The sequence below is a fragment of the Candidatus Macondimonas diazotrophica genome, from assembly GCF_004684205.1.
Lineage (GTDB): Bacteria > Pseudomonadota > Gammaproteobacteria > UBA5335 > UBA5335 > Macondimonas > Macondimonas diazotrophica.
Genome location: NZ_SRIO01000008.1, coordinates 55647 through 79655, shown reverse-complemented (window position 1 = coordinate 79655; position 24009 = coordinate 55647). Strand labels below are relative to the sequence as shown.

Sequence of the window (24009 nt, the reverse complement as noted above, 5' to 3'; positions counted from 1 at the left end):
TGCCGATAGCCGCGTAAGCCGAGCACGGCATCCGGATGTCGAGTGTGTCCCCGATCGCATGCGGTCGGTAGACGGCACTTTTCGAGCGATGCGGGCGGTGTTAGGCTGCCCCGCCAGCCCGTGCGCTTTCCGGTTTACCCATGTCCCGCCTGAATCCCGAACAGCACGATGCCGTGCATCATCTGGATAGCCCTCTGCTGGTGCTGGCCGGTGCCGGCAGCGGCAAGACCGGGGTGATCACCCGCAAGATCGCGTATCTACTGGCGCAGCCCGTGCGCTCGAAGCGCGAGGTGATGGCGGTCACCTTTACCAACAAGGCGGCGCGGGAGATGCGTGATCGGGTCAACGCCCTGCTGCGGACCCGGCCGGCGTGCCCGCCTTGGATCAGCACCTTCCACAGTCTGGGTCTGCGTCTGTTGCAGCAGGAAACGCGGGCGGCCGGGCTCAAGGCCGGATTTTCCATCTTCGATACCGGGGATGTGCGCACCCTGCTGCGCGAGTTGACCCGACAGGACAATGATGTCGGCGATGCCGAACTGCAACGCCTGCAGCAGCGTGTCTCGGCACTCAAGAGCGAACTGGTCTCGCCGGCGGCGGCCCTGTCGACCGCCGAGGACGAGGAAGCCCTGCGGGCGGCGCGTCTCTATGGCGATTACGAGCGACACTTGCGCGCCTACAACGCAGTCGATTTCGACGATCTCATTGCATTGCCGGTGCGCCTGCTCGGCGAAGACCCCGGTCTGCGCGAGCGCTGGCAGAATCGGGTGTATCACCTGCTGGTGGACGAGTATCAGGACACCAACGCGGCTCAGTACCAGATGCTGCAGTGGCTGGTTGGGCCGATGGCGCGTTTCACCGTGGTGGGCGATGACGACCAGTCGATTTATGCCTGGCGCGGCGCGCGGCCGGAGAACCTCCACCGCCTGCAACAGGATTTTCCGCAGCTCAGGGTGATCAAGCTGGAGCAGAACTACCGTTCGACCGGCTATATCCTCAAGGCGGCGAATACGCTCATTGCCCAGAACGACCATCTGTTCGAGAAGCGTTTGTGGAGTCGGCTCGGCGACGGTGAGCGGTTGCGCGTGCTCGCCTGCGAGGATGCCGATGACGAGGTGCGGCGGGTGGTCGGCGAATTGCTCCAGCACCATTTGCGCCACCGCACCCGCTATGCCGATTACGCGATTCTCTACCGCAGCAATCACCAGGCCCGGCCGTTCGAGCGCGCTTTGCGTGAACATCAGCTGCCCTATCGGATTACCGGGGGCACCTCGTTCTTCGAAGCGGCTGAGGTGCGCGATCTGCTGGCCTATCTGCGCCTGCTGCAGAATCCCGATGATGACGCGGCCTTCCTGCGCATCGTCAACGTTCCGCGGCGCGAGATCGGCGCCGGCACGCTGGAGAAGCTCGCCGGCTATGCACATGGTCGCGGGGTCAGCCTGCTGACGGCCGCCAGCGAGATGGGGCTGCTGCAGCACCTGCCGGAGCGGGCAGCCGAGCGTCTGCGCACCTTTGCCGAGTGGATGGCACGGATGCAGCGCATCGCGCATGAGGAAGATGCGCCGACCTGTCTCAAGCGCTTGCTGGACGGCATCGATTACCTGAACTGGCTCGCGGAAAGTGACAAGAACACGCGCGTGGTGGAAAAGCGCCAGAAGAACGTGCGCGAGTTGGTGGACTGGTTCACGCGCCTGCAGACGCGCTGGGAAGACGAGGCGACGCTGGAGAAGCTGCTCGCGCACATCAGTCTGGTCGGCATGCTCGACCGGCAGGAGGAAGCTGATGCGGACGAAGTGCAGCTGCTGACGCTGCACAGCGCCAAGGGGCTGGAATTCGATCATGTGTATCTGGTGGGGATGGAGGAGGAGCTGCTGCCCCATCGCAATAGTCTGGACGCCGGCACGCTCGAGGAAGAGCGGCGGTTGGCCTATGTCGGCATCACCCGCGCCCGCCGGACATTGACGCTGACTTATGCCGCAAGGCGGCGGACCGGTGGCGAGGAGGCCGAGCGGGAGCCCAGCCGGTTTCTGTCTGAGCTTCCCGCCGAGGTGCTCGATTGGGAGCGCCCCGGTCAGGCCGACGACCCTGCGGCGCGTCAGGCCCGCGGCCGCGCCCATCTGGACGCCTTGCGGGAAATGCTGGCGCGGGAGGATTGATGCTTGTCGCGCGCGTTCAGCGCGCCTGCGGCGCCGGGGCGTCACCCGAGTTCTTGCGGTTTTCGGTCTTGCCCTCCGGTCCGGCCCGATACGGGGCGTAACTCAACAGGACATCACCCTGCCGGGGCTGCAGCGGGCGCTGGACGGATTGCAAAGTGACATGGTGATCTGGGCTGACCAGGAGAAGGGGAATGCTTTCGGGGGGGGCCACGGCGCGGTAATCGTCGTAGGTGAAGCTGTCCGTGAATCGCGTTTTCTGGAAGCACCACCCTTCATAATGGCGACGCCACAATTCCTCGAACGTGGCATCGGGATGAAAGGCCACTCGGCCCCGAACGCCGGCGGCCAGACCCTTGCGATCGTTGTCCTCCGGCTCTCCCATGGACAGCTGCAGGACCCGGTCGGCGCCGAATTCCGAGGTGAAGGCACTGCAGACCAAGGCGTTGTAGGCATCGTTGCTGGTTGCAGCGATCAGATGACCCAGGTCCTGAAATTGCAGCGATTCCTCGGCACGCTCGGAAAGAATCTCACCAAAATAGACGGGCAGGCCCGCCAGTCGGGCAGGGCGCAGGCGGTGCCAGGAATTGTCGACGATGAGCGTTCGGATGCCGAGGTCGCGGATGCGACCCGCCAAGTCGATGCTCCAGGGCGAGCCGCCGACGATCAGCACGCCATTGCGCGGACCGGCTGCCGCAAGTTTCAAGCGCTTGGCCAGTCGGCCCAAGCTCAGCCCGTGGATTACGACGGTCACGAAGATCACCGCGAAGATCAGCGGCACCAGCAAGGCGGCATCCGCATAGCCTGCGGCAACCATTTCGGGCGCGAAAATTCCGGCGACTGCGGCGGCGACGATGCCGCGGGGGCCGATCCAGCCCACCAGCAGGCGGTCGCGCCAGTCCATGCCGGAGCGGATGGTGGCCAGCAGGATCGCCAGCGGCCGGACGACGAAGACGACGGCCAGCACGAAAGCCAGGGCGCGCCAATCGAGCTGCATGAGGGTGTTGGGCTTGAGATTGGCGGTCAGCAGAATGAAGACGGTCGAGACCAGCAGAATGGTCACGTATTCCTTATGGCGCCGCAGTCCTTCGATGCTCGGCAATCGCATGTTGGCGATCACGATGCCCAGGAGGGTGACGGTCAGCAGTCCGGCTTCGGCCTGAACCCGGTTGGACAGGGCAAACATGGCGAACATGGCCGCGAGCAGGATGGGCGATTTGAGAAACTCCGGAATGATCGCCGCGCGATAGGCACGGGCCAGGAGGTAACCGCCGCCGCCGCCGAGGAGCACGGCGATGCCCACCGCCTGACCCAAGCTCAGCAGCACACCGGGCACAGAGCCATCCTCGCCGGAAAAGACGAAGTACTGGAACACCAAAACGGCCAGCAGGGCACCGATGGGGTCGTTGATGATCGCTTCCCACTTGAGATAGGAGGCGGTGCGGCGATTCAGCATGGCTTGGCGCAGCAGCGGCATGATCACGGTGGGTCCGGTCACCACCAGAATCGCCCCGATGACCATCGAGACCGCCCAGGACAGGCCACCGACATAATGGGCGGCAAGGGCGGCGAAGAAGAAATTCAGCAACGCTCCCAGCGTCACCAGTCGCCGGACGCCAGCTGCGGCCTCCTTGAATTCATGCGCCCGCAGGTTCAGGCCGCCCTCGAAGAGGATGACGGCGACACCGAGGCTGATGATGGTCCGCAGCCCTGCTTCGCCGAAGTCCGTGGCGGGGTGGATCAGCCCAAGAACGGGTCCGACCAGCAGTCCGGTCAGGGCCAGCAGAATGATGGCGGGAAACTGGAAGCGCCAGGCGAGCCATTGGGCCAGCATCCCCAAGGCGATGACCAGGGCAATCAGTTCGTTCAGTCCATGTGCCATGTCGGTCGAGTCTCTCGGCGTCGCGGTTTGCTGCGGGTGATCGGAGGGGCCGCCGAGTGGCTGCCGTCGCCGTTAGCCAGCGAATTCGGTATCCCAGTAGGCCTGTTCGGCTTCGGTGCTCGGCACATAATCTTCGGGAAGCGGAAAGGCGTCCAGATCGCTGGCGATGGCCGTTTCCAGGAAGCTGTTGACCCAGCGGAAGACGTTGTGGCGGCTGACTGAGCGTCGCAGGCGGCGCATTCGGTCGCGACGTTCTTCGAGGGGCATGAAGCAGGCCTGGTAGATCGCGCTGGACATTCCTTCGATGTCGTAGGGGTTGATCAGCAGCGCACCATGTTGGAGTTGTGCTGCGGAGCCGGCGAATTCCGAGAGGATCAGAACCCCGTCATCGTCGACCGAACAGGCACAGAACTCCTTGGCAACCAGATTCATGCCGTCCTTCAAAGGGGTCACGAGCGCGATGCGTGCTGCCCGGTAATAGGCGATCAGGTCCAGGCGGTCGACGGAGCGATAGACGTAATGGATCGGCACCCAGCCGCCGGGGCGAGTGAACTCGCCATTGATCTCGCCGACCAGGTGTTCGATTTCGAAGCGAAGATCGCGGTACTCGGGAATGTCGTCTCGGCTCGGCACCACGACCTGGATCAGCGTGACGTGCTCTTGCAACTCAGGGTATTGGCGCAGCGCATTGCGAAAGGCTTCCAGGCGCAGGGGAATTCCCTTGGTGTAGTCCAGCCGGTCCACGCCGAGCAGGAGTTCGCGACCCGGCAGTTCGGCGCGGAGCGCGTCGGCCGCCGCAACCACACCGGGGGTGCGCGATTGGCGCTGGAATGCTTCGGCGTCGATACCGATCGGGAAGCTACCCAAGCGCACACGCCGTCCGTCGGGCAGATGGACTTGATTGTTGCGCTGTGCCACACGAACGTCCGGCAGTAGCGTGCGGATGCATTGAACGAAATTGCGTTGGTCCCGCAGGGTCTGGAAACCGATCAGGTCGAACTCCAGCAGCGCCCGAAGCAGCGTGAATCGCCAAGGCAGCTTGAGGTAGATGTCCAGCGGCGGGAAAGGGATATGCAGGAAAAAGGCGAGTGGGGCAGTGCAGCCCTCTCGCCGCAGATCGGCGGCGAGCAGCAACAGTTGGTAATCATGAACCCAAATGAAGTCATCCGGCTGGGCCTGGGCCATCACGGCCCGCGCGTATTTGTGGTTGACGGCCGTGTAGCAGCGCCAATAGGCGGGATCGAAATGGCACTGGGACTGCAGGTCGTGGAACAACGGCCAGAGCACTTCATTGGAGAAGCCGTAGTAAAAGCCGGCCTGTTCCTCGGCGCTCAGAGTCACGGGGGCCAAGCGATAGCCTGCTTTGTCGGCGGTGGCGGCCACCGCGGCATCGACATCTGGCCCGTGATCGGTGATGCCCGGCCAGCCGACCCAGACGCCGCCCCGGTCGCGCAATACCGGTAGCAGGGCGGTGACCAGCCCGCCACTGCCCGGTCGGCTGTCCAGCGAACCATCGGGGTTCCGGTGCAGCACCAGGGGCAGGCGGTTGGAGACCACGATCAGGCGGCGTTGTTGCTTGGCGGATGTCGTTGTCACAGTGTGCTCCAGGGGAATCAGCGGCATCGACGATGCAAATCGAGCCAGGACAGGTGTCGTCCTTTTCATCATGCCTCGACACGGCGGGTTTGCCGAGCGCACCCGGGGTCTGCCGCATTCGCAAGCGCCAAATGGGCCCGTAATCGGCTCACGATCGTCGCGTGTTTCGAACGCGCAGCCATTGTTCCAGGAACTGCAACATTTCCTCCGGTGGGCGCAGCCAGTGTCGCGCCGCGGTCGGACGCCAGGGGTCGCGAACCAGAATGCCCAGTCCCCGATCGGCGAGCGCCTCGAAGGCGTCTTCGTCGGTGTGGTCGTCCCCCAGATAGGCCAGGGTATGTCCGGCCGGAAAGGATGCATCCTGCTCGGCCAGAATCTGCCGGATCACCTGGCCTTTGTCCGCACCCGCGGCGCGCAACTCGATTCCACCATTGAACTCATGCCAGAGCAGCCCGGCCGACGCATCGATTCCGGCAAAGCGATCCTGGAGTTCTTCGCGCAGGCGCGCACAGCGCGCCTCGGGCAGACCGCGCCAGTGAAACGCGAGCGACGAGGGCTTTCGTTCCAGGCGTCCGCCCAGGGCTTGGATGGCCGGCTGCCACGATTCGACGGTCGTCAGGGCCTGCCGGGTCTGCGGAGGAATCGGCAAGGCTTGACAGGTCCCGTCAAGACGTTGCCGCTCGCGCCCGTGACTGCCCCACATCTCGACGGGCCGATGGAGCTTGAGTAGCGGCCGAAGATGATCCAGGGCCCGGCCCGAAACGATGATGACGCGATCCGACGCGAGGCGGTTGAGATGATCGAGCAGCGTCTCGACGCCTGGATACGGATAGGCTTGGGCGGGGTCATTGTGAAACGGTGCCAGGGTGCCGTCGTAATCCAGCAGCAGGGCGGCGTTGCCGGCCGTGGCAAGCTGTTCCCAAAAGGCGTCGAGTGAGGCCGATCCGGGCCGTTGCATATGCGCGTGCTCCTTTCGTGCAGTACCCTGCGTGCCGCTGCGGTGTCGCCCTCAGCGCGGACTGGAAGGGAAACGGTGTCTTGGGCGGTTGTACTGTTTCTCCCTTGTCGAGTCGCCCTTCCCTTGCGGCGGTGGTTTAGTCAACAGACTGTCGGATGATCGCACGGTTCCCTGTCGGGTCGGGCGGGGAAGGATGATCCGGACCCCCGATCGGCGTCGGGATCAGGATACGCAACGAAAGATGACATTGACGAGTGCTTCGGCTTCGGCATCCAGATCATAGGCATCGGGTTTGCGCAGATAATCGAAATAGATGCCCAGCATGGCGGTATGGATCGTCATCGCCGCTAGCCGTGGACAGACATCGACGAGCGTGCCGCGTTCCCGTTCCCGCTCGAACAGCGTTTTCATACTGGTCATCCAGCGGTGCTGAATGGCGATCAGGCGCCGATTGCTGTCCTGCAGACCGTCGACGAATTCGCAGTGATGGAACAGGATGGTATAGACCCGCTGGCGTCGCGGATTGGCCGCCAAACTCAGTAGCGATTGCACGCAAAACTCGCGAAGCGCGCTGATCGCGCAGCCATCTTCCAACGCCATGACCTGATCGAACAGATCCTGCATCGGCAGATGGACCCGGCAGTGCATGGCATCGAACAGATCCGCCTTGTTGCGGAAATGCCAGTACACCGCACCGCGCGTCACGCCGGCTGCCTTGGCAATTTCTTCCAGGCTGGCCCGGGCCACGCCGCGCCGCAGAAACACCGTCTCTGCGGCGTCGAGGATCTGTTCGCGGGTCTGTTCCGCTTCAGCCTTGGTGCGGCGCGCCATTCATCAAATCTCCATTAACGCCAATGATTATTTTTTGTAGTATAGTCTCAGAATTCAAACAAACGTGAATGTATGTATTTCAGGTAAGGCAAGCCCGGATCGATCGTTGGGGAACCGGACCCTGACGCCGGGTGACACGGCCTTCCCTTACACCCATCAGCGGAGAAAACGCCCCATGATGCGCGCCCTTTCCCTCGTTCTCGCGCGAAGTGCCAGTGCCTTGCTGCTGGCGAGCCTGTTGGTGGCCTGCGGCAGTCACGACGACGGCCAGCAGGCTCAGGGAGCCGCGCCCCCGGCGCCCGAGGTCGGCGTTCTGGCGGTGACGCTGCGCGATGTTCCGATCGAAAACGAATACGCCGGCCGTACGGCTGGATTCCGTGAGGTTGAAGTGCGCGCGCGCATCACCGGTATTGTGCAGAAGCGGACTTATGTCGAAGGTCAGCGGGTCAAGGCGGGGGACGTGTTGTTCCGCATCGATCCGGCGCCTTTCGAGGTGGCTTTGGCCCGCGCCCAGGCGCGGCTGCAGGATGCCGAGGCCCAGTTGCGTCAGGCCGAGCGGGATTGGGCGCGGGTCTCCGCCCTCTATGCCGAAAACGCCATCAGCGCGCGCGAGCGGGATACGTCGCAGTCTAATCTGGATTTGGCGCGAGCCAACCTGGCGGCTGCCCGGACCGATGTCGAGGCCGCACGGATCGATCTCGGCTACACACGTGTGGACGCGCCGGTCAGCGGCGTAACCAGTCTGGAAGTGCGCTCGGAGGGGAGTCTGGTCGGACCCGGTGCGGCGGACAGTCTACTGACGCGCATCACCCAGCTCGATCCCTTGTATGTGAATTTCTCCTATCCCGATGCCGACGCGCTGCGTCAGCGTGCACTGCTGGCCAGTGGCAAGCTGACGCTGGCCGGCGAAGAGCGGCTGGCCGCCGAATTGCGGTTCGGCGACGGCTCGACCTATGGGCATGATGGGTACATCAGCTTTACCGACAGTACCATCGATCCGGCGACAGGGACCGTGCGGGCCCGCGCCGTTTTCCCGAATCCGGAAGCCAGCCTGTTGCCCGGCCAGTTCGTGCGCATCGTGCCCAAGGGACTGGTGCGCAAAGGTGTGATCGTGGTACCTCAGGCGGCAGTCATGCAAGGACCGCAGGGCACCTTCGTCTATCTGGTTGGCGAGGATGAGAAAGCCAAGGTTCAGCCCGTCACGACGGGCCCGACCGTCGGGCCGGAATGGCTGATCGAGGAAGGCCTCGAGCCAGGCGATCGAGTCATCGTTGAAGGGGTGATTAAGGTGCGACCTGGTGCGCCGGTCAAGGCGGCCGCGCCACGCAGTGCGCCCGGCGAAGTGCCGCAGACCGAGGCCAGCGAATCACCATCGCCGAAGGGTTCGGCGGCGCGCTTGCAGACCGGCGGGGTGCCGGCATGATCTCCGCATTTTTCATTCGACGCCCGGTTTTCGCGTCCGTCCTGTCGATCGTCATCGTTTTGGCGGGACTGGTGTCGATGCGGGCTCTACCGGTTGCGCAGTATCCCGATATCGTGCCGCCGGAAGTGGTCGTCATTACCAATTATCCGGGCGCCAGCGCAGAGGTGATCGCCGAGACGGTCGCAGCGCCGATCGAGCAGGAAATCAACGGCGTCGAGAACATGATCTACATGCGCTCGGTGGCCTCGGCCAGCGGCCAGTTGCGCATCACGGTGAGTTTTGCCATCGGCTCCGATCCGGATCAGGCCACCATCGATGTGAACAATCGCGTCAAGGCCGCCGAGGCGCGACTGCCCGAAGAGGTACGCCGGCAGGGCGTGCGGGTGCAGAAGCGCTCCAGCAGCATCCTGGCGCTGATCAACATGAGCTCCCCGAGCGGCCAGTACGATTCAGTGTTCATCAGCAACTACGCGCTGCTGAACGTCATCGACGAGGTCAAGCGCATTCCCGGTGTCGGCGATGCTTCGCTGTTCGGCCAGAAGGATTACTCGATGCGCATCTGGCTGCGTCCCGACAAGCTGGCGCAGTTCAATCTCACCGCCAGCGATGTCGCTCGGGCGATCCAGGAGCAGAACGCCCAGTTCGCGGCCGGCCAGTTCGGTCAGGAGCCGATCAGCGGTGAGAACGCCTATACCTATACCGTCAATACCCAGGGCCGGCTCGCCGACCCCGAAGCATTCGGCCGCATCATTCTGCGATCGGATGCCTCCGGGGCCACTTTGCGCCTGGCGGATATCGCTCGGGTCGAACTGGGGGCGCAGGACTACAATTTCGAGGCCAGTTACAAGAGCCAGCCCACCGTGCCGATCGGATTGTATCTGCAGCCCGGCGCCAATGCGCTGGAGACTGTCGATGCGATTCGCGCCAAGATGGCCGAGATCTCACAGCGGTTTCCCGATGGCCTGGCCTACGAGATACCCTTCGACACCACCAAGTTCGTGCGCGTATCGATCGAGGAGGTGATCCACACCTTCATCGAAGCCATCGTGCTGGTGGTGCTGGTGGTGTTTCTGTTCCTTCAGAATCCGCGCGCGACGCTGATTCCGTTGCTGGCCGTTCCGGTTTCCATCATCGGAACCTTCGCGGGCATGCTGTTGCTCGGTTTTTCCATCAACCTGCTGACCCTGTTCGGTCTGGTGCTCGCCATCGGCATCGTGGTCGACGACGCGATCATCGTGATCGAAAACGTCGAACGTCTCATGAGTCAGGAAGGGCTGTCGCCACGTGAGGCGTCCTTCAAGGCCATGGAAGAGGTAACCGGTCCGGTGATCGCCATCGTACTGGTGCTTTCCGCGGTGTTCATTCCGGTGGCCTTTCTGGGCGGGCTCAGTGGCCAGATGTATCAGCAGTTCGCTATCACCATCGTGGTCTCGGTGATCATTTCGGGGGTGGTGGCGCTTACGCTGACGCCGGCGCTGTGTGCCTTGCTGCTCAAGCCGGTCCATGGCGAGCCGGCCTTGCCGTTTCGTATCTTCAACCGACTTTTCGACCGATTGACGAACGGCTATGTCTCGGCGTCCGGTTTCATGATGCGTCGCGCGCTGTTGGGACTGGTGCTGTTCGCTGGGCTGATCGGCATCACGGTGATGCTGTTCAATCGCGTTCCGGGCGGACTCGTGCCGCCGGAGGATCAGGGCTACGTGCTCATGGCCTATCAGCTTCCACCGGCGGCCTCCCTGGACCGCACCAAGGCGGTGACCGATGAAGTAACGCGCCGCTTGCAGGCTCAGCCGACGGTTTCGGGCGTCAATACCTTTGCCGGGTTTGACATCCTGGCGCAGTCGCAGAAGACGAACTCGGGCGTGTCGTTCGTAATGTTGACGGATTGGTCCGAGCGGACGACGCTCGAGGCCGACGCCAGGCGGCTCGTTGGACCGTTCTCCGGTCTGGCACACGATCTTCGGGATGGGGTGGCCTTTGGCTTCAATCCGCCGCCAATCACCGGGATCAGCACCACGGGCGGCTTCGAGGCCTATCTGCAGGACCGCGCCGGTGCCGGCAGCGATGCCTTGATGCAAACCGCCAATCGGCTGCTGGAAGCGGCACGCAAGCGTCCCGAGCTGGCCGGATTGCGGACCACCTTCTCCACCGCGACACCGCAGTACTACGCCGAGCTGGATCGGGAGAAGGCGCGGGCGCTGAACGTGCCGATCAATGAAGTGTTTACCATCATGCAGAGCTCCTTCGGCAGTCTGTACGTGAATGACTTCACGCTGTTCGGGCGGAGTTATCGCGTCAACCTGCAGTCGGAGTCCGAATTTCGCCGTTCTCCAGAGGATCTGCGCCACGTTTTCGTGCGCTCCAATGACGGCAATCTGGTGCCGCTCGACGCCCTGCTCAACGTGAAACGCACCATGGGGCCGGATCTGGTCGAGCGCTTCAACGTCTTTCCCGCTGCCAAGATTCTGGGCGAACCGGCACCGGGGTACAGTTCTGCGCAGGCCATTGCGGCCATGCAGGCGGTGAGTCAGGAGGTGCTGGACAACAATTACTCCTTGGGCTGGATCGGCTCGGCCTATCAGGAGCTCGCCACGGCCGGCACCGGCACCATGGCCTTCATCTTTGGCATCGTGATGGTGTTCCTAATCCTGGCGGCGCAATACGAACGCTGGAGTCTGCCCTTTGCGGTGGTTACGGCCGTCCCGTTCGCCGTGTTCGGCGCGATCGCGGCAACCTGGCTGCGCGGTTTGGAGAACGACCTGTATTTCCAGATCGGGTTGCTGACGCTGATCGGCCTGTCGGCCAAGAATGCCATCCTCATTGTGGAATTTGCCATGATCCATCGCCGCGACGGCGCTTCCATACTGGACGCCGCCCTGCAAGGCGCTCGGCTGCGTTTCCGGCCGATTGTGATGACCTCGCTGGCTTTCATGCTCGGGGTATTGCCGCTCGCCATCAGTACGGGCGCGGGCTCGGCCAGCCGCCACGCCATCGGCACCGGGGTGATCGGGGGCATGATCGCGGCGACATTCCTCGCCACGATCTTCGTGCCCATGTTCTTTGTTCTGATCGGGCGGATGACCGAGCGTAAGGGCGACGCGCAGATGTCGACCGAGGAGAAGACCATCCATGGTTAAGCATGTCCTGTCATTCCTTCTGGTGCTGACTGTGTCGGGTTGCGTGCTGGGCCCAGACCACGTCCGCCCCGACACCGACCTGCCCAGCGGGTGGGCGGCGGTTGCGGCGCAGGATGCTCCGGAGGCGCCGATCGACCCGCACTGGTGGCGTCGCTTTGATGACCCGGTCCTGACGGCCCTGATCGAAGAGGCGCTGCAACACAACGCGGATCTGTCACTTGCGGCGGCACGGATTGCCGAGGCGCGTGCGGTACTGAATCTGCGCGATGCCGAACGCTATCCTCTTCTCGGCGCCCAAGCCAGCGGAGCTCGCCAGCAGGGCAGTGAGGAAACCGCGCTGCCCAGCAGCGGCGCGATTTACAACGATTTCAGCCTGGGTGCCGTCCTGCGTTACGAAGTGGATCTGTGGGGGCGGCTGGCCCGCAGCAGCGAGGCGGCGCGCGCGCAGCTGCTTGCGGGGGTGGCGACGCAGGATGCGGTGCGCCTGGCTGTGGCGGCTGATGTGGCGGCGGGATATTTCAACCTGCGCGCCCTGGATCTGCAGATGAACATTGCCGAGCGCACGGTCCAGACGCGACAGGACAGCTATCGGTTTCAGGAGTCGCGCTATCGCAACGGAGCCATTTCCCAACTGGCGTTTCGGCAGGCTGAATCGGAGTTGGCCGCGGCCCAGGCCGAACTCCCCGCACTGCGGCAACAGCACACGCTGCAGCGCAACGCCCTGAGTATTCTGTTGGGCCGGACCCCGCGGGAGATCGTGGAGACCTCAATTTCGGGCGGACGTGCCATCGAGGCGTTCGCGGTACTTCCCGAAGTGCCAATGGGCTTGCCGTCGAGTCTGCTGATGCGCCGGCCGGATATCCGCGCCGCAGAGGAACAACTGCGTGCCGCCAATGCCCAGATCGGCGTTGCTCGCGCGGCATATTTCCCTTCGCTGTCGCTGACCGGGCTGTTCGGGGTCCAGAGTGATGCATTGAGCGACTTGTTCAGCGCTCCGGCCAAGACCTGGCAGTTCGGCGGTGATCTGGCCGCACCGATCCTGGATTTCGGGCGCACTCGGGCCAACGTGCGGGCGGCCGAAGCCCGCCGCGAGCAAGCGCTGGTGAACTATCAACAAACCGTGCGAACCGCATTCCGTGAGGTTCTCGATGCGCTGGAGAGCCGTCGCGCCGCCAGCGAACGGCTGGCCGCCCAAGACCGGCAGATCAAGGCGTTGCGGGAAACCACCCGGCTCGCCCAGCGCCGCTTCGACGAGGGCTACTCGGACTATCTTGAAGTGCTCGATGCCCAGCGGACGCTGTTCACCGTCGAACTGGCCCAGGTTAATACCCAGCAGCAGCGGCTGCGCGCTCTGGTCAACCTGTACAAGGCACTCGGTGGTGGGTGGCAATGGCCTGAAGCCGATCAGCACGGCTGAGCCGATCGGCGGGTGCGCTGGCCGCCCAAGGCGTCCAGGCGCTATGCTTGGCACTCCGGGTGCGCCGTTGCGAGCCCGGCGGAGACCGGCATGCCCCCTGAACAGTCCTTGCCTTTACCCATCCTGACCGATCGCTTCAACCGGCACGTCGATTACGTGCGACTGTCGGTGACGGATCGGTGCGACTTCCGATGCCTGTACTGCATGGGCGAGGATGTGCAGTTCTTGCCACGCGCCGAGATCCTAACGCTGGAGGAGCTGTTGACCCTGGGCCGGGCATTCGTCGCCCTGGGCGTCCGGCGGATCCGAATCACCGGTGGGGAACCTCTGGTGCGGCGCGACCTGCTGTGGCTGCTGGAGCGGTTGTCCGCCCTGCCGGGGCTCGATGAACTCACGCTGACCACCAACGGTTCCCAGCTTGCATCGATGGCCGGTGGCTTGGCCGACGCCGGGGTGCGCCGACTCAACGTCAGTCTGGATAGCCTGCAGGCGGCGCGGTTCCGGGACATCACCCGGGTGGGCGACCTCGGCCGCGTCATGGCAGGGCTGCGTGCAGCGCAGGCTGCCGGCTTCGCCCGCATCCGCCTCAATGCCGTCATCCTCAAGGGGCGCAACGAGGATGAGGTCATCGATCTGGTGAACTTCGCACGCCACGAAGGGTTCGATCTCGCCTTCATCGAAGAGATGCCGCTGGGTCAGGTCCACACCCACGACCGGGCGGCGAGCTTCTATTCCAGCGCACAGATTCGCGACGACATCAGCCGGCACCATGCGCTGACGCCGGTGATCGACCAGACAGGCGGGCCCGCGCGCTATTTCCGGATGCCCGACAGTGCTATCCGGATCGGATTCATCTCGCCGCACAGCCATAACTTCTGCGAACAGTGCAACCGGGTGCGGGTCACGGCGCAGGGGCGACTGCTGCTGTGCCTGGGTCAGGAGCACTCCGTCGACCTGCGCGCGGTGCTGCGCGAGCGTCCCGGCGACGGGGAAGCGCTTCGCGCCGCCATCGTGGCCGCCATGGCGCGCAAGCCCCGTGGTCATGACTTTGACCTGGCCCGGCGACCCCAGATCCTGCGATTCATGAGCCATACCGGCGGTTGAGCATGTGCGGCAGCGGAGCGGGGTCGTGTGTTGCGGCGACTGATATGACCGGACTGGTCCTGGCCGGCGGCCAGAGCCGTCGGTGGGGCGGCATCGACAAGTCCTGGGTCCGGCTGACAGGTCGGCCACTGGTCCAGCACGTCAGCGAACGTTTGGCTGCCCAAAGTGCGGCGGTGTGGATCAGCACCAATCGGGACCCAGCGCCGTTCTTGGCGCTGGCCGATGCGGTGCTCGCCGATGACTGGCTCGATGGGCGTGGTCCCTTGGCCGGGATTGCTACCGCGCTGCGCCGCATCCCGACGCCATGGCTGCTGGTCGCACCCGTCGATAGCCCGCTTCTGCCGCTGAATCTGGGTTCGCAGCTCGGCATCGCCGCGCTGCGGGAAGGCCGGTTGCTGGCCACCGTGGACGATGGCGAGTATCTGCAGCCGGCCTTCCTGCTGATCCATCGTGACCTGGCCGGCGCGTTGGTGCACGCTGTCGACCAGGGTGTTCGCCGGCTCGGCGCGTGGGTGCAGGCCCAGCATCCGGCGCGGGTAGATGCGCGCGCTGCCGCATGGGGTGATCAATTGCGCGGCGCTAACAACGGGGCAGAACTGGATGCACTACGAGCCCTGATTGGTGAGCTGGGAGATGATTTCGATGGCGGGAGATAGCGCGCAGGATCTGACCGTCGTGGCCGCTCGTGCACGGCTGCTGAGTTCAGTGTCACCGGTTTCCGGCGTTGAACGGCAGCCGCTGGCGCAAGGGCTGGGACGGGTACTGGCCGTACCGGTGATGGCGCCGTTTGCCCTGCCGCGCGAAAATCATTCGGCGCTGGATGGTTATGCCTTGTGCGGTGTCGACGCTGAGGCTGGCCGACGGCTGCGTATTGCCGGCCGGGCCCTGGCCGGGGCACCGTGGTCCGGAACCGTATCACCGGGTTGCTGCGCGCGCATCATGACCGGGGCCGTGCTCCCGGCCGGTGCGGATACCGTCATTGCGCAGGAAAGCGTACAGGCCGAGCCGGACTGGATCACGCTGGGCTCGTCGCTCGCCGCCGGTGCCAATGTGCGTCTTGCGGGCGAGGACCTGCCCGCAGGTGCCGAGGCTCTGGCCGCTGGCTGCCGGATCGACGCGCGGCATATTGCACTGCTGGTGGCGCTGGGCCAGACCGAGGTGTCGGTGGTTCGTCCGGTGCGGGTGGGCCTCCTCTCCACGGGGTCGGAGTTGCGCCCGCCGGGCGCAGCCCTTGCGCCCGGCGACCTGTACGACAGCAACCGGCCCATGCTCGCAGCACTCTTGCGGCAAGCCAGTGTCTCGCTGCAGGATCTGGGCGCGGTGCCGGATGATCCCGCGCAGCTCAGTGAGCGGCTGGCGGATGCCGCGGCGCTGGATCTGCTGGTGGTCAGCGGTGGGGTATCGGTTGGGGAGGCCGATTGGGTGCGTCCCGTGCTGGCCGAACACGGACAGCTCGATTTCTGGCGTGTGGCCATCAAGCCGGGTCGGCCGCTGGCCTTCGGTCGGGTCGGGGGCTGCTGGTTCATGGGGCTGCCCGGCAATCCGGTATCGGCCTATGTGACTTATCGGCTTTTCGTGGAGCCCGTCCTGCAGCGACTGTCGGGCCTGTCGGTGCGCGAGCCCGTTGTGCTGTCTGCACCGCTGTGCGCGCAGGCGCGTCACCGACCCGGGCGAACCAGTTTCCTGCGCGGCCGCTGGGAACGCTACGGCCCACAAGGCTGGGGTGTGGCGCCGCTGGCTGCCCAGGGTTCGGCGATGTTGGCGGGGCTCGCCGAGGCCGACTGCCTGATCGAGTTGGCCGCTGATCAGGCCGTCTTCGAACCGGGTACGTCGGTCAGAGTGTGGCGACTGTCGGAGGGATAGGTCTCGGTCGTTGACCGGATGGGTGTGTCGGGTTGGTTGACCCAGATCATGGCGTGGCGATCCACCAATGCAGATGATTGGGCCTGTATACCGTGATTTCTCCGGATCGACAGGAGCCTGCCATGAATGCCGTGACCAAACCCCAAACACTGCCGGCTGCGCCGCAGACGCTCATGCAGCGCTTGCTCAGCGCGGTGGGGCTGCTTCAGGACGAATCCCAACCGCCGCATATGCCGTGGATGGCTGCGGTGATCGGCGTTGGCCTGGCCGCGTTGCTGTTTGGTGTCTATCGCTGGTATCAGCAAGCGTTTTCATTCTCGGTCGGCCTGGATTACTTCGAACAGGATTTCCAGACTTACTGGATGACTCTGCTCTATGCCCAAGGCATCATCATTACCCTGATCGGTCTGGTGGGCGTGCCTTTGCTGTGGTTCACCCGGCCCGCCAATCCGGTGATGTCGCCCCAGCGTGAACTGTCGATCTACTATGCCATTCTCGCGTTCATGGCCGTTGGCAGCGTGATTCTGGTCGCGATCTTGGGCGTTTACGTGGAAGCCGATGCTGCCTGGCATCAGGTGACGGTCCGCGATACGGATTTCACTCCCACCCATATCGGACTGTTCTATTTCGCGATTCCTCTGGGTGCGGTCGGTGCGATTCTGGGTTTTATCCTGCTCCATACCCGTATGCCGTATTTCCGCAACCGGGTATCGATTCCCCTCGCCTTGGTGGTCGCTGCGCCCGTCATGATCATGCCCAACCTCGGGTTGAATGAGTGGGGTCACACCTTCTTCTACGCAGAAGAACTGTTCGCGGCACCGATTCACTGGGGCTTCGTGGTGCTGGGCTGGGGGCTGTTCGGGATCGGCGGTTTCATGGTCCAGATCCTACAGCGTATCCGCGAGCTGACCACGATCGAGGCGAAAAGCGCCACAACCTGATCATTCCATCACCCACCTTGCCGTTCGGCCCAAGCGCTGGTTCATCCGGCGCTTTTTTGTGTGAAGGCCGCATGGGCGACGCCGATAGCTGTCCGATAAGGCATGCCTGTGCGCCTTGCGTCGCCACGCCAAGAACGAGAATCGGGGGCGGTCTATCTCCGACCTAATTCAAGTGAGCTGCTTCTTCGTGTTCGCCGGCTGTTTCCCGCTGCTTGCTTAGGCGGAGATGCATCCCATCGCTGATCCGGACCTGACGCAAATCAGCGGCCAGGCGCTGACCCTGGATATCGGCAAGGACAAGAGCAAGGGGCTCCATTTTTCGATGGATTCAACCGGAGAGGCCTTTTCGGTCGGTCCTGCCACGGCCCGCTATCGCTTGCTGAGCGACGAAAATGAATTGTCCGGCGCCGGATTCGATTTCGTAGGCGGCCGGGATAAGTCGCGGAGATTCAGTTTCACCGGGACGGCGCCGTCTCCATGCCGTGATCATCGATCGCGATCCGGAACGGTTTGCAGACGGGGGCCAGCAGGTCCCCGTATCGTTTGGGGTTGAGCCAGCTGATTGCTCACGAGCGGGCATGCCCTTATAACAGGGCGTATTCGTTTCCATGATGATCGGCACGAGGATCGGCCTTGCAGGGACAGACATTCGGACACTTGGCGCTTGCGCTCGCCGTGGGCTTGCTGATCGGCCTGGAGCGCGGGTGGCAAAGCCGCACCCTACCCGAAGGGGAGCGAATCGCCGGCCTGCGCACTTTCGGCTTGCTGGGGCTGCTGGGAGGTGTGGCGAGTCTTCTGGGGCGAGAACTCGGCAGCGTCATCCCCGCAGCGGTGATTCTGGCGGTGACGCTGGTGATGGGCGGCGCCTATCTGCTGCGTTTTCGGCAGGATCATGCAGCCAGCGCGACCACCACCATCGCAGCCTTGGTCACGCTTGGCCTGGGCGGGCTGGCGGGGCTTGGGGAGCTTGCGCTGGCGGCGGCCGGTGCGGTCATCACGACGCTGCTGCTCAATCTCAAGCCGATTCTGCACGCTGGCGTCGAGAAACTGCAGGCCAGTGAGCTGCGTGCGACCCTGAACCTGCTCCTGATTTCGGTGGTCCTGTTGCCGGTGCTGCCAGACCACGGTTATGGCCCCTGGGCAGTCCTGAATCCTTATCGACTCTGGATGATGGTGGTGCTGATCGCCAGTATTTCCTTTGGCGGTTATTTCGCGATCAAGCTGCTGGGACCGGATCGGGGCATCCTGTTCACCGGGCTGTTCGGCGGACTGAGTTCCTCGACCGCCGTCACGTTGAGCCTGGCACGGGTGGCGCGCAGCGAACCGGCCTGGAGTCCAACGCTGGCGAGTGGCATTCTGGTCGCTTGCGGGACGATGTTCCCCCGGATCCTGCTGGTGGCCAGTGTGCTTCATCCTCCGCTCCTGGAGGCATTGTGGATGCCGCTGGCGGTTATGGCCGGCGTCACCTACGGGGGCGCCGCGCTGTTCTGGTGGGGCCAGCGGCAAGCCATCGACAACCCCGCACTGGTTCTCAGCAATCCGTTTCAATTGGGCATGGCGCTGCGTTTCGGGGCAGTGCTGTTGTTGATCCTTCTGGCGGCTGAATGGATCGGTGCGCAGTGGGGCGCGCGGGGGTTGTACGTGCTGGCGATTGTGTCCGGGTTGTCGGATGTGGATGCCATTACCCTGTCATTGGCCCGGATGGGCCAGGGCGGCTTGCCCGTCGGGCAGGTGGTGTGGGGAATTCTGCTCGCGGCCAGTGCCAACAATCTGGTCAAGACCGGCCTTGCATTGGGGGTCGGCGGTCGAGCGATCGGGCGGCGTGTCGCCGGTGTGCTGGGTGCCGGATTACTGCTGGGGCTGGCGGTTGGCTTTGGCGTGAACGGCGTTCCCTAAGGCACTGCAATCGCTTCTTCAGCCGCTTGTACGGTGGCCTCACCCTCGCCGCGGGGGTCAGATGCGGCGATCAGCGCCCCGCTGCGACGATCCCAGGTGATGGCCTGCATGTCGCCATAGCGCCGCGACACGGTTTCGAGTCGATGTCCCATGTCTTCGAGGCGCTGAATGGTCGCTTCGTCAAAGGCTTCGGGTTCGAAGAACAGCCGGTCCGGGAGATATTGGTGGTGATAACGTGGCAGTGCGACCATGGCGGCCGCATCCGCGCCTTCGGCAAAGGCCAGGCTGGCCAACAACACCATGCTGATGATGCGGCTGCCGCCCGGCGTGCCGACGATGCCGATGCGATCGCCTTGTTCCAGAAAGGTGGGTGACATGCTGGAAAGCGGACGTTTCCCCGGAGCGATGGCGTTGGCCTGACTGCCCACCAGGCCGTAGGCGTTGGGTTCGCCCGGGGCGGCGGCAAAGTCGTCCATTTCGTTGTTGAGAACCACACCCGTTCCCGGGGGCATAAAGGCCGAGCCGAACGGGGTGTTGATGGACAGGGTGGCGGCAACCCGGTTGCCATCGGCATCGATGACAGAAAAATGCGTGGTGTGCCGATCGGGACCTGCGGCGGAGCCGGATTCCAGTGGGACACTCGGCGTGGCGCGGTGCGGATCAATGGATTGCCGCTGGGTGATTGCATAGGCGGGCGACAGCAGTCGGTCCAGCGGCATCACGACGAAATCCGGATCCCCCAGATATTGCGCGCGGTCGCGATAGGCGCGGCGCATCGCTTCGGTGATCCAGTGAATGCGATCAACGGCCGGCACCGAAGGCAGCGATACCCCGTCCAGGATGGACATGGCTTCCGCCAGGACGACGCCGCCGGAGGACGGCGGGGCGGCGGAGACGACGCGCATGTCGCGATAGGTGAAGATGATGGGCGCGCGTTCCGTAACGCGATAGCTTGCCAGATCATCCAGCGTCCAGAGGCCACCGGCTGCCCGGACGCCCTCGACCAGGCGCTCTGCGACCGCACCGCGGTAAAAGCCATCGTGGCCGTTTCGGGCCAGCGCTCGCAGAGTATCGGCTAGATCCGGTTGGCGCAGGGTCCAGCCGGGGACCGGCGCGATGCCTGCGGCCAGAAAGGTCCTGCGCGCCGCGGGTGATGCCAGCAGTGCGGGGAGCCGGTAACCGGCCAGCAGTGCATAGTCGCGGCCGACCGGGAAGCCGTCTCGGGCCAGACGGATCGCCGGGTCCAGTGAGGTCGCGAGCGGTAACCGGCCGTAGTGTTTGGCCAGATGAACCAGTGCAGCGGGCTCGCCCGGGATGGCTGCCGCCAGGGGACCGTTCTGAGACCATTTGGGCTGAAACGCGCCGTCCGGATCGAGGTACATGTCGGCGCTGGCGGCCAAGGGTGCTCGCTCCCGGCCGTCGACCATGATGGTGTGGTTGTCGCGCGCCCGGTGCAACAACCAGAATCCACCGCCGCCCAGACCCGATCCGGCCGGCTCGACCACCGCCAGGGCGGCGCTGATGGCTACCGCGGCATCGAAGGCGTTGCCGCCGTGTTCCAGAATTTCCAAACCGGCTGCGGTGGCGGCGGGATGGGCAGTGGCGACGGCGGTGCGTCCCGGCCCCGCCGCGGCGCAGGCGAGCGACCAGACGGCCAGAATCAGCAGCAAACCGGCTACGATCGTCCGGGGAAATCTGGGGCGCGGCGACTCAATCATGGTGGCGGGCCGGGCCGAATCGCCGGCGCAGCTGATCGGCGACGTTGGGGGTCACGAAGCTGCTGACATCGCCGTGGAATGCGGCAATTTCGCGGACCAGCGTGGAAGACAGGTAGGTGTAGTGTTCCGATGGCGCCAGAAACATGGTCTCGACCATGGGCGCTAGATGCCGGTTCATGCCGGCGAGCTGGAACTCATGCTCGAAGTCCGAGACAGCGCGCAGACCGCGCAGGATCACGTCCACGCCGTGCTCGCGCGCGTAATCGACGGTCAGCCCCGAAAACGACACCACCTCGACATTGCGCAAATGGGCGAGTGCGCCGCAGGACATGGCGACGCGCTCCTCCTTGCTGAAGAGGGGCTTCTTGCCGGGGTTGTCGGCCACCGCCAGGATCAGTCGCTCGAACAGGCGTGCCGCCCGCTCGGCTAGATCCACGTGGCCGCGGGTGATGGGGTCGAAGGTGCCGGGATACAGGGCGAGCGCCATACTCTGTCCTTCATTGGGCCGTGCCGTCGGATATGGGCAGCACCATGCTAACCCATGGTTTGCGCGGAAATCTCCCCGGGAACGGTTCCGGTGCGTTCGGCAGGTGGGGTCACCAGCAAAAAAAAGCGGACATCCCCCGCACGCCCTTCGCGCCCGATCGTCCAGCCCGGCGGCAGGGTCAGCTCGCGATTGCGTGGCGCTTCTACATAAACCTTGCCTTCGGGGCGCATCGTGCCGGCCCGTGCCAGACCCGCGAGAACCGAATCCCAAAGGGCGTCGGCGAACGGCGGATCCACGAAGGCAACGTCGAACGGGCGGTCGTTGTGCGCAAGCCAATCCAGTGCGTCGGCCTGATGACAGGAGACGCTGTCCATGCCGATTCGGGTGATCTGTTCGCGCAGCTGCTGAGTCACCAGCCGATGGCGATCCAGCAGCACCACCTCCGCCGCACCGCGCGAGCGCGCCTCCAGCCCAAGCGCGCCGCTGCCGGCGAACAGATCCAGGCAGCGCGTGCCACGCAGATCGCGCGCCAGCCAGTTGAACAGCGTTTCGCGCACCCGGTCGGGCGTGGGACGCAAACCCGGCACCGGCGCGAAATCCACCTTGCGGCCTCGCCATTGTCCGGCAATGAGCCGGATCTGATTGCGTTTCCCCGAGGCCATGGTCAGGTGCTGCTGCCCACGTGCAGTCCGATGACGCCCAACATGATCAGGCCCAGGCTTAGCCCCTTGATCGTGTTCCACGACTCACCGAACCAGAGCACGCCGATCCCGGCGATCACGGCGGTTCCCACGGCAGACCAGATGGCATAGGCCATGCCGACCTCCAGGGTGCGAAGCGCGCGCGCCAGGGCGGCGAAGGCCAGGAAATAGCAGATGAACATGGACAGGGTCGGGCCGAGCCGGCTCAGTCCATCGGACAGCTTCATCGCCGTGGTGCCGGCGATTTCGAAGCCGATGGCCAGCGCCAGGGCGAGCCAGCCTTGCATCCTTAAGCGTCCTCGGCGGCATGCGCCAATGCCTGGTCGATGTCGGCGAGGATGTCATCGATGTGTTCGATGCCGATCGACAGCCGCACCATGTCGGCGGTCACACCGGCTGCTTCGAGTTCGCCGGGACCGAGCTGACGGTGGGTCGTCGTGGCCGGGTGGCAGGCCAGGGATTTGGCGTCCCCGATGTTGACCAGCCGCACGATGAGCTGCAGCGCATCGATGAAGCGCGCACCGGCTGCAGCGCCGCCGCGGATGCCGAAGCTCAGAATGCCCGAAGCCTGTCCGCCTAGGTAGCGCTGGGCACGCTCCTGCTGCGGGCTGTCCGGGAGCCCGGCATACTTGACCCAGCTCACCTGGGCGTGACGCTTCAGAAACTCGGCAACCGCCAGTGCGTTGGTGCAATGGCGTTCCATGCGCAGGGGCAGGGTTTCGATGCCTTGCAGCAGCATGAAGGCATTGAACGGCGACAGCGCGGCGCCCATGTTGCGGAGCGGGACGACGCGGCAGCGACCGATGAAAGCCGCCGGGCCGAAGGCCTCGGTGTAGACCACTCCGTGATAGGACGGATCCGGCCGCACCATCATGGGGAAGCGGTCCGCATGATCGGCCCAGGGGAAGCGTCCCGAATCGACCACAAGGCCACCCATGGTGGTGCCGTGGCCGCCCATGTACTTGGTCAGCGAGTGGACGACGATGTCCGCGCCATGCTCGAAGGGACGCAACAGGCAGGGTGTGGCAACGGTGTTGTCGACGATCAGCGGGATGCCATGGGCGTTGGCAATCTCGGCCAGGCGTGCCACATCGGCGATGTCGCCGGAGGGGTTGCCGATCGACTCGCAGAACAGCGCGCGCGTGCGGCCGTCGATGGCCTTGGTGATACCGTCCCAATCTTCATTGCCGCGCAGTCGCGCTTCGATGCCAAGTTGCGGCAAGGTATGGGCAAAGAGGTTATAGGTGCCGCCATAGAGCTTGGCCGTGCTGACGATGTTGTCGCCGCTGGTGGCCAGCGTCTGAATGGCGTAGGTGATGGCGGCCATGCCCGAAGCGACGGCCAGCGCGCCAACACCACCTTCGAGGGCCGCGACCCGCGCTTCGAGCACCGCATTGGTCGGATTCATGATGCGGGTATAGATGTTGCCGGGCACCTTGAGGTCGAACAGATCGGCCCCGTGCTGGGTGTCGTCGAAGGCGTAGGACGTGGTCTGATACACCGGAACCGCGACCGCGTGGGTCGTGGGTTCTGGGGTGTAACCGGCATGGATCGCCAGCGTTTCGCGTTTCATGAGCGGGGTCTCCTCCGTGTGTCATGACCTCGAGCCCGGGCAAAGCAATTGGGCGCGGCCGATCAGTCTACCGAAGCCGATCGGGGCTTCCTATCGAGGCCCTGGGCCGGGTGGTAGCATAGCCGCCCAGAGCCGGTGACCCCCAGCGTTGCCGAGATGGTGGCAGGAGGAACGTGTGGAACAGATGATGATCCAGGTGCGGGAGTGGCTGGCCCAGATTCTCGTATGGATGCCGTGGCTGCGTGATGAACAGGGCGTCTTGTTGGGCCTGGGTGCGGTTGTGCTGGCCTTGTTGAGCCTGGTTGCAGCGCTCGTGCTGCGGCGGCGCCGTA

At 64.4% G+C, this 24009-nt stretch carries 18 protein-coding genes; 9 read left to right on the top strand and 9 right to left on the bottom strand.

Annotation, left to right across the window (positions count from 1 at the left end; all coding sequences use genetic code 11):
• The first annotated feature begins 140 nt into the window (after nt 1-140).
• Complete coding sequence (locus E4680_RS07680; RefSeq protein ID WP_135281822.1) at nt 141-2153, top strand: UvrD-helicase domain-containing protein; 2013 nt, start codon at nt 141-143, stop codon at nt 2151-2153.
• 16 nt (nt 2154-2169) lie between these two features.
• On the opposite strand, the gene E4680_RS07675 is transcribed toward E4680_RS07680, so the two are convergent.
• The 4 genes from E4680_RS07675 to E4680_RS07660 form a co-directional block, all read right to left on the bottom strand.
• Nucleotides 2170-4032, bottom strand: a complete 1863-nt coding sequence (locus E4680_RS07675) for a cation:proton antiporter (RefSeq protein ID WP_135281821.1) — start codon at nt 4030-4032, stop codon at nt 2170-2172.
• Between the two features lie 72 nt (nt 4033-4104).
• Nucleotides 4105-5628 (bottom strand): alpha,alpha-trehalose-phosphate synthase (UDP-forming), encoded by a 1524-nt coding sequence (locus tag E4680_RS07670; RefSeq protein WP_205688814.1) that lies wholly within the window; start codon nt 5626-5628, stop codon nt 4105-4107.
• Between the two features lie 148 nt (nt 5629-5776).
• Nucleotides 5777-6586: a trehalose-phosphatase gene (gene otsB, locus E4680_RS07665; RefSeq protein WP_135281820.1), complete on the bottom strand. Its 810-nt coding sequence runs from the start codon at nt 6584-6586 to the stop codon at nt 5777-5779.
• A 222-nt stretch (nt 6587-6808) separates the two neighbouring features.
• The gene (locus tag E4680_RS07660) at nt 6809-7417 is read right to left on the bottom strand and encodes a TetR family transcriptional regulator (protein WP_135281819.1); all 609 of its coding nucleotides are present in this window, start codon (nt 7415-7417) and stop codon (nt 6809-6811) included.
• Nucleotides 7418-7592: 175 nt separating this feature from the next.
• Between E4680_RS07660 and E4680_RS07655 the strand changes: the two genes are divergently transcribed.
• From E4680_RS07655 to E4680_RS07620, 8 genes are all read left to right on the top strand, one after another.
• Nucleotides 7593-8840, top strand: coding sequence for an efflux RND transporter periplasmic adaptor subunit (locus E4680_RS07655; RefSeq protein WP_205688812.1), 1248 nt, complete (start codon nt 7593-7595; stop codon nt 8838-8840).
• Nucleotides 8837-11977: an efflux RND transporter permease subunit gene (locus E4680_RS07650; RefSeq protein WP_135281818.1), complete on the top strand. Its 3141-nt coding sequence runs from the start codon at nt 8837-8839 to the stop codon at nt 11975-11977. The genes E4680_RS07655 and E4680_RS07650 overlap by 4 nt, the downstream gene beginning before the upstream one ends.
• Nucleotides 11970-13394 (top strand): efflux transporter outer membrane subunit, encoded by a 1425-nt coding sequence (locus E4680_RS07645; protein ID WP_135281817.1) that lies wholly within the window; start codon nt 11970-11972, stop codon nt 13392-13394. The genes E4680_RS07650 and E4680_RS07645 overlap by 8 nt, the downstream gene beginning before the upstream one ends.
• A 90-nt stretch (nt 13395-13484) precedes the next feature.
• Entirely contained in the window at nt 13485-14498 is a 1014-nt protein-coding gene (moaA, locus tag E4680_RS07640; protein ID WP_135281816.1) for a GTP 3',8-cyclase MoaA, read from the top strand.
• A gap of 44 nt (nt 14499-14542) precedes the next feature.
• Nucleotides 14543-15154: a molybdenum cofactor guanylyltransferase MobA gene (mobA, locus tag E4680_RS07635; protein ID WP_167792438.1), complete on the top strand. Its 612-nt coding sequence runs from the start codon at nt 14543-14545 to the stop codon at nt 15152-15154.
• Nucleotides 15141-16361 (top strand): molybdopterin molybdotransferase MoeA, encoded by a 1221-nt coding sequence (locus tag E4680_RS07630; protein WP_167792437.1) that lies wholly within the window; start codon nt 15141-15143, stop codon nt 16359-16361. Before mobA ends, E4680_RS07630 begins: the two co-directional genes overlap by 14 nt.
• A gap of 122 nt (nt 16362-16483) precedes the next feature.
• Nucleotides 16484-17302, top strand: coding sequence for a methane monooxygenase/ammonia monooxygenase subunit C (locus E4680_RS07625; protein WP_135281813.1), 819 nt, complete (start codon nt 16484-16486; stop codon nt 17300-17302).
• A 633-nt stretch (nt 17303-17935) separates the two neighbouring features.
• Complete coding sequence (locus E4680_RS07620) at nt 17936-19198, top strand: MgtC/SapB family protein (protein WP_135281812.1); 1263 nt, start codon at nt 17936-17938, stop codon at nt 19196-19198.
• On the opposite strand, the gene ggt is transcribed toward E4680_RS07620, so the two are convergent.
• From ggt to E4680_RS07595, 5 genes are read right to left on the bottom strand one after another with little or no spacing between them, the layout of a single operon-like run.
• Entirely contained in the window at nt 19195-20916 is a 1722-nt protein-coding gene (ggt, locus tag E4680_RS07615) for a gamma-glutamyltransferase (RefSeq protein WP_135281811.1), read from the bottom strand. The genes E4680_RS07620 and ggt overlap by 4 nt on opposite strands.
• On the bottom strand, nt 20909-21403 hold the full coding sequence (coaD, locus tag E4680_RS07610) for a pantetheine-phosphate adenylyltransferase (protein ID WP_135281810.1): 495 nt from the start codon (nt 21401-21403) through the stop codon (nt 20909-20911). Before coaD ends, ggt begins: the two co-directional genes overlap by 8 nt.
• A gap of 47 nt (nt 21404-21450) precedes the next feature.
• Complete coding sequence (gene rsmD / locus E4680_RS07605) at nt 21451-22065, bottom strand: 16S rRNA (guanine(966)-N(2))-methyltransferase RsmD (protein ID WP_135281809.1); 615 nt, start codon at nt 22063-22065, stop codon at nt 21451-21453.
• Between the two features lie 2 nt (nt 22066-22067).
• The gene (locus tag E4680_RS07600; protein ID WP_135281808.1) at nt 22068-22391 is read right to left on the bottom strand and encodes a DMT family transporter; all 324 of its coding nucleotides are present in this window, start codon (nt 22389-22391) and stop codon (nt 22068-22070) included.
• 2 nt (nt 22392-22393) lie between these two features.
• Entirely contained in the window at nt 22394-23677 is a 1284-nt protein-coding gene (locus E4680_RS07595; protein WP_135281807.1) for a bifunctional O-acetylhomoserine aminocarboxypropyltransferase/cysteine synthase, read from the bottom strand.
• Between the last annotated feature and the right edge of the window lie 332 nt (nt 23678-24009).

Coding starts and splice junctions, on each gene's coding strand:
- E4680_RS07595 (WP_135281807.1), bottom strand. CDS start 23,677: ATGAAACGCGAAACGCTGGCGATCCATGCCGGTTACACCCCAGAACCC.
- E4680_RS07650 (WP_135281818.1), top strand. CDS start 8,837: ATGATCTCCGCATTTTTCATTCGACGCCCGGTTTTCGCGTCCGTCCTG.
- E4680_RS07655 (WP_205688812.1), top strand. CDS start 7,593: ATGATGCGCGCCCTTTCCCTCGTTCTCGCGCGAAGTGCCAGTGCCTTG.
- E4680_RS07600 (WP_135281808.1), bottom strand. CDS start 22,391: ATGCAAGGCTGGCTCGCCCTGGCGCTGGCCATCGGCTTCGAAATCGCC.
- moaA (WP_135281816.1), top strand. CDS start 13,485: ATGCCCCCTGAACAGTCCTTGCCTTTACCCATCCTGACCGATCGCTTC.
- E4680_RS07680 (WP_135281822.1), top strand. CDS start 141: ATGTCCCGCCTGAATCCCGAACAGCACGATGCCGTGCATCATCTGGAT.
- rsmD (WP_135281809.1), bottom strand. CDS start 22,065: ATGGCCTCGGGGAAACGCAATCAGATCCGGCTCATTGCCGGACAATGG.
- E4680_RS07625 (WP_135281813.1), top strand. CDS start 16,484: ATGAATGCCGTGACCAAACCCCAAACACTGCCGGCTGCGCCGCAGACG.
- otsB (WP_135281820.1), bottom strand. CDS start 6,586: ATGCAACGGCCCGGATCGGCCTCACTCGACGCCTTTTGGGAACAGCTT.
- E4680_RS07645 (WP_135281817.1), top strand. CDS start 11,970: ATGGTTAAGCATGTCCTGTCATTCCTTCTGGTGCTGACTGTGTCGGGT.
- E4680_RS07660 (WP_135281819.1), bottom strand. CDS start 7,417: ATGGCGCGCCGCACCAAGGCTGAAGCGGAACAGACCCGCGAACAGATC.
- E4680_RS07675 (WP_135281821.1), bottom strand. CDS start 4,032: ATGGCACATGGACTGAACGAACTGATTGCCCTGGTCATCGCCTTGGGG.
- coaD (WP_135281810.1), bottom strand. CDS start 21,403: ATGGCGCTCGCCCTGTATCCCGGCACCTTCGACCCCATCACCCGCGGC.
- E4680_RS07630 (WP_167792437.1), top strand. CDS start 15,141: ATGGCGGGAGATAGCGCGCAGGATCTGACCGTCGTGGCCGCTCGTGCA.
- mobA (WP_167792438.1), top strand. CDS start 14,543: ATGACCGGACTGGTCCTGGCCGGCGGCCAGAGCCGTCGGTGGGGCGGC.
- ggt (WP_135281811.1), bottom strand. CDS start 20,916: ATGATTGAGTCGCCGCGCCCCAGATTTCCCCGGACGATCGTAGCCGGT.